Raw genomic sequence first — 8,085 nt, forward strand, 5'->3', positions numbered from 1 at the left:
CGTCGCGGGGTGCGCCGCCTCTATAGAACCATGAAGGTCAGGGCGCTTTGGGTGTGAGCTTTTGAAGCGCCCGTTCCAGCCGGTCAAATCCTTCGCGCAATTCCTCCATGGACAAGGCAAAGCTCAGCCGAATGCAACGATCTTCTCCAAAAGCATCTCCCGGCACCACGGCCAAGTGGACCTCTTCCATGAGGTAATCGGCCATGTCCGCAGACCCTTGAATCAAGCGCCCATCCACCGATCGGCCATAGTACGCGCTCACGTTGGGAAACACGTAAAAGGCGCCGTGCGGCACCGGGCATGTGATGCCCGGAATGCGCCGCAGCCGGTCCATGACATAGTCCCTTCTTTGGGCAAACACCCGCACCATGTGTCGGCAGGCGGTCTGGTCTCCCGCAAGGGCCGCTACGGCCGCCCACTGGGCCACAGACGATGGATTGCTGGTGGACTGGCTCTGAATTTTTCCCGCCGCCCGAATCACCTCCCGGTCTCCCAGCAGGTAGCCGATGCGCCAGCCCGTCATGGCGTAGGTCTTGCTCACGCCGTTGACCACGAAGGTTCTCGCCTTCAGTCGAGGTTCCACCATGGCGATGTTAGCCCAAGGAACATCGTCAAAAAGGATGCGGTAATAAATGTCATCCGAGACGATGATCACCTGGTCCTGTGCCAAAAGGACATCGGCCAGGGCCCGCAGTTCCTCGGGCTGATAATGGGTCCCCGTGGGGTTCGAAGGGCTGTTGAGAATGAGCATGCGGGTGCGGGCCGTGATGGCCTGTTGCAGATCCTGGGGCGTCAATTTGAAACCGCGCGATTCCGCACAGGGCACGAACACCGGTTCCGCTTCGGCCAGCCGCACCATGTCCGGGTACGAAACCCAGTAGGGGCTGGGAATGATCACTTCATCCCCGGGGTCCAACACGGCTTGAAACAAGTTGTACAGGCAATGCTTGCCACCGCAGGAGACGAGCACCTCGTCGGATTCGTATCGCAGACCGTAATCCGCCTCAATGGTTCGAACCACGGCTGCCTTCAGTTCCGCAATGCCCTGAACCGGTGTGTAGCGGGTCTGTCGTCTGAGGACCGCCTGGACGGCCATTTGTCCAATGTGATGCGGCGTATCGAAATCGGGTTCCCCTACTCCGAAACTGATGACCCGCACGCCCTGGCTGCGCAGAGCCTTGGCTTTGGCGTTGATGGCGAGCGTCGCCGACGGTTTGACCTGGCGCACGCGTTGTGAAAGCTTCATGGTCTGTCCCCTCTGTGCTGTGCGTTGTTCTTTTCTCCCCTCCCGTAATCGACACAAACCAGGTAGAGTCCATGAGCCGGGGCCGTGATGCCCGCCCGGCTTCGATCGCGACTCTCGAGAATGGCCGCAAGTTCGTCCGGTCCCATGAGACCTCGGCCCGCTTGAACCAATGTGCCCACCAAATTGCGAACCATATGCCTCAAAAACCCCGAGGCCTGGAAACGAAAATACAGATGATCCGCATCCGGCCGCCAGGCTTGAGCGGCGATCATGGTGCGCACCGTATGGGCGACGGAAGAACCAGCCGCCATGAAGGCGCAAAAATCGTGCGTTCCCAAGAGTACAGGAAGACACTGTTGGATTGTTTCCAGATCCAGGGGCTTAGGCACGTGCCAGGCGCGAAGGCGTTCCAGAGCCGAAGGCAGAGGGCGGTTGAGAATGCGGTACTCGTAGGTCTTGCTCACGGCTGAATAGGACGCGTGAAAAGAGTCGGGCACTTCTTCCGCGTGCTGCACCACAATATCCGGGGGCAACAGCCCGTTTAGCCCCCTTTGAAAGTCTTGAGGGCTGAGCCGCGTCTTGGCGTAGAAGTTGATCACCTGTCCCAAGGCGTGCACGCCTGCATCGGTGCGACCCGAAGCGCGCACCGTCACGGGCCGGCCAAGCATGATGCCCAGTTTGGATTCCACCACTTCCTGAAGAGTGAGCACTCCTTTTTGGCGCTGCCATCCATGGTAGTGTGATCCGTCGTATTCCAGGACGAGTTTAAAATTTCTCTTGACCTGAGGGTCCAGGGTTGCAGAAGCCTTTGGAAAGGCGTGCTCCCTTGAGGTGCAGCCATTCACAAGAGGTTCGTTCACGGTTGCCATGGGGCGGCTTCCAGCCCGCAATCTTCCGGAAAGCCGAGCATGAGGTTCATGTTACACACCGCTTGGCCCGAAGCGCCGCGGGTCAGGTTATCGATAACGGAAATCACAATGACACGACCCGTGCGAGGATCCACCTTCCAAGCCAGATCGCAATAGTTGCTGCCGCGAACCTGTAACGTTGTGGGAAACTGGCCTGAAGGGCAAAGCCGCACGAAACGTGCCGAAGCATAAAATGCATGAAAGGCGTCCGCCACGTGCCGTTCGTTGACGCCGGGTTCCAATTGCGCATAAACGGTGCTCAATATTCCACGACTCATGGGCACAAGGTGCGGCGTGAAGTTGATGCGCACGGGTTTTCCCGCCAGAAGGCTGAGTTCCTGTTCCATTTCAGGCGTGTGGCGGTGTTCGGCCACTTTGTAAGCACGAAACCCGTCGTTGACTTCACAGTAATGGGTCGTAAGCGCGAGCCCTCGACCGGCTCCACTCACCCCGGATTTGGCATCGGCGATGATGGTTTCCGCCACGATGAGCTGTGCGCGAAGAAGCGGGGCGCACGCCAGAATGACGCTCGTGGGATAGCATCCCGGATTGCCCACCAGGCGGGCGACGGCGATTTTTTGGCGATACAATTCCGGAAGGCCGTAGACGGCCTCACCGAGAAGGTGCGGCGCACTGTGTTTTTGATACCAGGCCTCATATACGGAAGCGTCTCGAAACCGAAAATCCGCGCTCAGATCTACCACCTTGACCCCGCGATCCAACAAGGAGGGAATGATGTCCATGGCCGCATGGTGGGGCAGGGCGGTGAAAACCAGTTGCGCTTCACGAGTCAGAGTGTCGGGATCTGTGTCCTCGAAATGCAGATCACCAAAGCCGCGAAAGGCCGGATACACATCGCCGAGTCTCTCTCCCTGATTCGCTCGGGACGTGATGGCGCTCAACCGCACTTGAGGATGCCCGCTCAAGAGCCGAATCAATTCAAATCCTGAATACCCGGACGCGCCGGCAATGGACACTGGCACCATGGCCCCCTCCCTGTTCTGCGCCCCCCAGACAAACTTCAAGGGCCCACACCGGGTCGGCGAGAGCCCCTGAGCAGAAGAGATGGCGTGATGCAGAGAAATTTTAGCGTTTGGAGTATTGGAATCGAGCCCGTGCGCCGCGTTGCCCGTATTTCTTTCGTTCCTTGACGCGGGAATCGCGGGTGATGAATCCGGCGCGCTTGAGGACCTGGCGGAACTCGGGGTTGAATTCAATGAGGGCCTTGGAGATGCCGTGCTTGATGGCTCCGGCCTGCCCACTCAAGCCACCGCCGCTCACATTGACATACACGTCCAGCTTGCCAAAGGTGCCCGTGAGCATCAAAGGCTGATGAATCACCATCTTGCTGGTTTCGCGCACAATGTATTGGTCAATGGGTTTGTTGTTGATCCAAACGCGACCGGTACCGGGTTTAAGCCATACTCGAGCGACCGCCGATTTGCGCTTTCCCGTCGCATAAAAATTCTGTTCCGCCATGGGACGACTCCTTGACTACTTGCGGCTGCCCAGGTTCAGGGCAGTGGGTTGCTGGGCCTCATGAGGATGCTCGGCGCCACTGTAGACCTTCAGTTTCTTGAGAAGCTTTCGGCCAAGGCGATTCTTGGGCAACATGCCTCGAACGGCGAATTCGATGAGCCGTTCGGGGTGTTCCTGGTTCAGTTTCTTGGCTGTTGTGACCTTAAGACCTCCGGGATATCCGGAATGCCGATAGTATTTCTTCTGCTCCCATTTGCGGCCGGTCAGACGCACCTTGGCGGCGTTGATGACCACCACAAAATCGCCCGTATCCACGTGGGGAGAAAAGGTCGGCAAATGTTTGCCGCGAAGCCTCACGGCAATTTCACTCGCCAGCCGGCCGAGGATCTGGCCGTCGGCATCCACCACAATCCATTTTCTTCCATTGGCATCGAACTTGGCACTCGTCGTTTTCATCGAAAGTTCTCCACTTAAACCACCACATGTGTCCGACTCGAAGCTCAGTCCTATAGGCAATCCCCCAGGTCTTGTCAAGGAAAAGTTCTTTACCGCGACGGCCGGCCTTTTTCACTCCACACGAGAAAAATCCTTTTTTTAGTCCTTGACATGGCTGAACCCTCTTGCTTATAAGGGAAAACACTTGAGCACGGCACGCAAAGCGTCATGGTTCGCAGAGAGGACAACACGATGCAGCGCATCGGCGCGGATCAGGGCTTTTACTTTTATTATGGGTGGTATTGGGGCCCCTTAGGGGTTGGCCGACCACCGCGCTGAGCCGTCCGAAGCTGCAGGACGCCGGCACCAAGGCCGTGGGCTAACCCCAAAGCCCACGGCCTTTTTTTGATCCCTTTGAGGCCGTGGGCACCAGCTCACGGCCTTTTGTGTCTCTGAAGCTTCGGCACGGAAGTGCCGATATTCCAGAAAACGGGAAAAGCGCAGGCTTTTCCCACCAGGCAAGGAGGACCCGCCATGATTGTTGTCATGAAACCTGAACACACAGAAGAAGAGATTCGGCAACTGGTATCGCACGTGGAAAGGATGGGACTGCGGACCCATATATCCCGAGGGGAGCGACGCACCATTGTAGGCATCATCGGCGAAAGGGAGCTCATTCAGGAGATTCCCTTTACGAGCTTTCCCGGTGTGGAAGCGGCGCATCCCATTTTGCAACCCTATAAGTTGGTGAGCCGAGAGTTTAAGGAAGACGACACAAGGATTCGCATCGGTGAGCAGGTTGAACTGGGTGGGCAAGCCATTCCCATCATTGCCGGGCCCTGTGCCGTGGAAGGACGGGAAGTTCTGGATGAAATCGCCGATGCTTTGCACGCCTTGGGAATTCCCATGCTTCGCGGCGGCGCCTTCAAACCGCGCACATCACCGTACAGCTTTCAAGGGCTTGGGGAACTGGCCCTAAAGTACATGAGCGATGTGCGGGCTCGCACGGGCATGCCCGTGGTCACTGAAGTCATGGACGCCCGAGACCTGCTGCTCGTCTACAAATACGCCGATGTCTTGCAGATCGGCACGCGCAACATGCAAAATTTTAAACTGCTCACCGAAGTGGGCCAGGTGGACAAGCCGGTGATTCTCAAACGGGGCATGGCCGCCACCATCAAGGAATTCCTCATGTCCGCTGAATACATTGTCAGCCATGGCAATGAAAAAGTCATCTTATGCGAACGCGGCATCCGCACCTTTGAGACGGAAACGCGCAACACCCTGGACCTGAGCGCCGTGCCGCTGCTCAAGAAACTGACCCACCTTCCGGTCATCGTGGATCCCAGCCACGCTCTGGGCCGAACGGATCTTATTCCCGCCATGGCCTGCGCAGCCATCGCTGCCGGCGCCGATGGACTCATGTTGGAAGTGCACGTGCGGCCTCACGAAGCCTTGAGCGACGGGTCCCAGTCCTTGACCCCCGCGGCCATGGCGGAGCTTTTAAATCGCCTGGAACCCGTGGCCCAGGCGGTGGGACGAACGATTGTGCGAACCACGGTGGATCATCACAAGGGCCTGGCCCATGCCGCAGGAGCCTCTTCGTGAAAACCTTCGAAAAGGTTTGGGAAGACGGGCTTGCGTGGCACACACTGAAAGGGGGGACCTTGATTCGTGCAGTTGTGCGCTTCAGGAGGCAGCATGACGGAAAATCCCTCGGACTTTAAAAGCTGGCCGAAACATCCCCGCATCGGCATCATCGGTGGCATGGGCGCCATGGGAAAGCTCTTTTATCGGTTCTTTACCGAACGCGACACTTCGGTCGTCGTCTCCGATGTGGGGACACCTCTAAGCAATCACGACCTTATTGACCAATCTGACGTGGTTCTTGTCAGTGTGCCTTTGCATCGCGCTTCGCACATCTTACAGGAACTGGCTCCACGATTCCGCTCCGGACAGCTGGTCCTGGACATATGTTCCCTTAAAGTGCCTCCCCTAAAGGCCATGGAAGGGTGCGCCGCATGGTATGTGGGCCTGCACCCCATGTATGGCCCCTATGTGGCCGACTTTGTGGGTCAAACCATGATTGTCTGTCCGGGTCATGTGGCACCGGAACCCTGGAATTGGCTCATGGGCGTGTTGGAAAAAGCAAGCCTAAAAATCCATGTGTGTTCGGCTCACGAACACGACCGCATGATGACCGTCATTCAACTCATTCCCCACATGACCACGGTCGTTCTCGGGCACTGCCTGAGGGAAATGGGTATCGACGCCGCCGAAAGCCTTCGGTTTACCAGCCCCATTTATCGCCTGGAACTGGATCTCATCGGACGACTCTTCGCCCAAGACCCGGAGCTTTACGCCGCCATCGCCATGGAAAACCCCTACAAGAGCGAAGCGCTGCAGGTGTTGCGTCGAGTGTTTAGTGAAACCATGGACGCAGTGGAACACGGCCGATGGCAGGCCTTTCTGCAGGCCTTTGAACAAACGCGGGCCCACTTTGGAGCGTTCTGCACGCAAGCCTTGCACGAAACCAACCGGCTTCTCACTTGGCATCAAAACGCCAACAACCATGAAAGTCAACAAGCTTCGTCGGCCCAGGCACCCACGGTGGGCTTTACCGTTGCCCCCAATGGCGCTCTTTCCACCGACGCCCACAAGGAAGATAAGGCTCATGTCTAACAGGCCGATACGTTTGACCGGTTGCAGCACTTCGGGTTCGATTCGACGGCCACGCAGTGCAGGCGGGGGGAACCATTGCCTCGAACCACAACCGGGCCCCACAAAGGCGGGGGATCACCCTTTGAACCTGTTTCACGTCACCTTTGCGCCTCATGGAGCACGCTCTTTGCGGGCATGGCTTCAAGAACACTTTCCCCGTCGGCATCCGTATCTTTTCGTCGACCAACGGGTGGCCGCCTTGTGGGGAAAGGTGCTGGACGAGAAAGGCTTCGGCCCTGCGTGGATTCCATGGGACGCTCGAGAAGACAGCAAGCGCCTGGCCGCGGTGGAGGAACTGGCGCGAACGGCCCTGCATCGCGGGGCTGACCGCCAGAGTGTCTTTGTGGCCGTTGGGGGCGGCGTGACCGGGGATGTGGTAGGTTTTTTGGCCTCCATCTTTATGCGGGGCGTTCCCGTGGTGCAGGTGCCGACAACGCTCCTGGCCCAAGTGGACAGCTGTCTGGGCGGCAAGACGGGCGTGGATCTGCCGGAAGGCAAAAATCTTTTGGGCACCTTTCACCAGCCGCAGGCCATTCTTGTGGATGCGGTTTTTTTGGAAACCTTGCCTGCGAGGGAATGGCAAAACGGCATAGCGGAAGTCATCAAGTGCGCGCTGCTGGACGACAGCGGGTTGATGGAAACCCTGGAATCCTTCGCGCAGGCGGCCAAAGGTTCCCAAGGCATCGTCTATCCTTTGCCTCAGGAAATGACGGAGCGGCTGGTTTTTCAAAGCTTGCGCCTCAAGGCCCGCTATGTGGCCGCTGATGAAAGGGATTTGGGAGTGCGCCAGTTTTTGAACCTCGGGCATACCGCCGGCCATGGCCTGGAAACACTGAGCGGCTATACGTTGCCCCATGGTCACGCGGTGGCTTTGGGCATGAGGGTGGCGGTGCGCATAGGAATTCTCATGGGACTCACCCATCCGGATCTAGCCCGGCGCCTGGATCACATCCTGGACGCCTATCAGCTGCCGCAGACAACGCCCCTGGTCGCGGATCCGGACGCGCTGCTTGGCCATATCCAGCACGACAAGAAAAAAGGCACCGGCGGCCTCACCTGGATCGTGCCTCGAGACGTGGGCCGCATCGAACGGCACACCGACATTTCGGAAAAGATTGTTCGAGAATCCTTGCGCGTGCTTCAGCCGCTCAAAACCTAGCGCGCCCGAACCAACTTTTCTTGCAGTGGTATGGTCAAAAAATGAGCTTTCCCGTCCATAGTGGCGCAGCGCCCCATGGAGCTCAAATTTTTGTGCCAAAACGCCGACGCTCCAGCGGCGTTTTAACCCAAGTTTGT

Annotated in this window: 8 protein-coding genes; 3 read left to right on the forward strand and 5 right to left on the reverse strand. The window is 57.9% G+C overall.

Going from position 1 to position 8,085, the window contains the following annotated elements; translation table 11 throughout:
• Window positions 1–37: 37 nt before the first annotated feature.
• The 5 genes from ACUVSA_RS11715 to rplM all read right to left on the reverse strand — a co-directional run bounded on the left by ACUVSA_RS11715 (window position 38) and on the right by rplM (window position 4,089).
• The gene (locus tag ACUVSA_RS11715) at window positions 38–1,246 is read right to left on the reverse strand and encodes a pyridoxal phosphate-dependent aminotransferase (protein WP_445891806.1); all 1,209 of its coding nucleotides are present in this window, start codon (window positions 1,244–1,246) and stop codon (window positions 38–40) included.
• Entirely contained in the window at window positions 1,243–2,115 is an 873-nt protein-coding gene (truA, locus tag ACUVSA_RS11720; RefSeq protein WP_445894949.1) for a tRNA pseudouridine(38-40) synthase TruA, read from the reverse strand. Before truA ends, ACUVSA_RS11715 begins: the two co-directional genes overlap by 4 nt.
• Window positions 2,103–3,140 carry an N-acetyl-gamma-glutamyl-phosphate reductase gene (gene argC / locus ACUVSA_RS11725; protein ID WP_445894950.1) on the reverse strand — a complete coding sequence of 346 codons (1,038 nt, stop codon included), beginning with the start codon at window positions 3,138–3,140 and terminating at the stop codon, window positions 2,103–2,105. The genes truA and argC overlap by 13 nt, the downstream gene beginning before the upstream one ends.
• A gap of 100 nt (window positions 3,141–3,240) precedes the next feature.
• Entirely contained in the window at window positions 3,241–3,633 is a 393-nt protein-coding gene (gene rpsI, locus ACUVSA_RS11730) for a 30S ribosomal protein S9 (protein ID WP_445891809.1), read from the reverse strand.
• Window positions 3,634–3,648: 15 nt separating this feature from the next.
• Window positions 3,649–4,089, reverse strand: coding sequence for a 50S ribosomal protein L13 (gene rplM, locus ACUVSA_RS11735; protein WP_445891810.1), 441 nt, complete (start codon window positions 4,087–4,089; stop codon window positions 3,649–3,651).
• 513 nt (window positions 4,090–4,602) lie between these two features.
• Between rplM and aroF the strand changes: the two genes are divergently transcribed.
• From aroF to aroB, 3 genes are all read left to right on the forward strand, one after another.
• Window positions 4,603–5,676 (forward strand): 3-deoxy-7-phosphoheptulonate synthase, encoded by a 1,074-nt coding sequence (gene aroF / locus ACUVSA_RS11740; RefSeq protein ID WP_445894951.1) that lies wholly within the window; start codon window positions 4,603–4,605, stop codon window positions 5,674–5,676.
• A 93-nt stretch (window positions 5,677–5,769) separates the two neighbouring features.
• Complete coding sequence (locus ACUVSA_RS11745; protein WP_445891812.1) at window positions 5,770–6,750, forward strand: prephenate dehydrogenase/arogenate dehydrogenase family protein; 981 nt, start codon at window positions 5,770–5,772, stop codon at window positions 6,748–6,750.
• Between the two features lie 166 nt (window positions 6,751–6,916).
• The gene (gene aroB, locus ACUVSA_RS11750) at window positions 6,917–7,948 is read left to right on the forward strand and encodes a 3-dehydroquinate synthase (RefSeq protein ID WP_445894952.1); all 1,032 of its coding nucleotides are present in this window, start codon (window positions 6,917–6,919) and stop codon (window positions 7,946–7,948) included.
• Window positions 7,949–8,085 lie beyond the last annotated feature (137 nt).

This window comes from Desulfosoma sp. (assembly GCF_052743555.1).